This is a genomic window from Polaribacter sp. Z022 (assembly GCF_023555495.1).
Lineage (GTDB): Bacteria > Bacteroidota > Bacteroidia > Flavobacteriales > Flavobacteriaceae > Polaribacter.
The window spans coordinates 1-826 of sequence record NZ_JALCZO010000034.1; the positions used below are offsets into that span (position 1 = coordinate 1).

At 27.0% G+C, this 826-nt stretch carries 1 protein-coding gene; it reads left to right on the plus strand.

The window, feature by feature from the left end; all coding sequences use genetic code 11:
• Positions 1 to 609, plus strand: a 609-nt coding sequence (locus MPF13_RS15460) for a hypothetical protein (RefSeq protein WP_249983665.1), incomplete at its 5' end; no start/stop codon positions are given.
• Positions 610 to 826 lie beyond the last annotated feature (217 nt).

Sequence of the window (826 nt, forward strand, 5' to 3'; positions counted from 1 at the left end):
ATACACAAACACGTTAGCCACAATATGACAAAAACCCAAATCAGGAACATAATAACAAAGATTCATTTCTACATTTTGGGATTTGCTTTATTGAATTTCACTCTGAAAAGTACGATTGAAATAAGTCTAAATTATAAATTGAGTTATTTTATAACGTTAGTAATTTATTCAAGCGGAATTATTCTCTTCTTATGGAATTTCAAGCCATTTAAAAAAATTGGATTTTACTTTAGTTTTTATGCAATTACGCCAATTCTGACTTTATTACTCTGGTTGTTTGGCGGAATATTTTTCGGAATTGTTGCTTCAATAGTTCTTTATCCGATTCAACCGAATCATATTGAAATTGAGAAAGACAATTTTGTGATTTATCAAAAAACTGAAGGTTTTTTAGGAATGTGTTGTGAATATGAAATTACGGAAAAGCAATATTTTATATTAGAAAAGAGAATTAAAGAAATAGATTTATCTAATGAAATTGAATTTAATGAAAAATCATTATATACTAAAAACGGAAAAACAGAACTGAAAATTAAATACGAAAAATATCAATTTGCTGAACATAGTTTGCCGAAAAGAGACACGATAATTTTAATCAAAAAGGAATAAATACTGTGGCTAACAACGTGTATATTTTATTGCTTTCTTTTAGCCAACTTACGAAAATCCTCGCGGATTTTCTATTCAGTATTTATTTGCTAAATTTACGCTAAACCAACGCAACAAAGCATACACAAACACGTTGGCAGTAATTTAAAAAACAAAGAAAATTGAAAGCATACTTTTCAAATATTATTCCAAAAATTCAGCAATTTTCAAAAAAAAT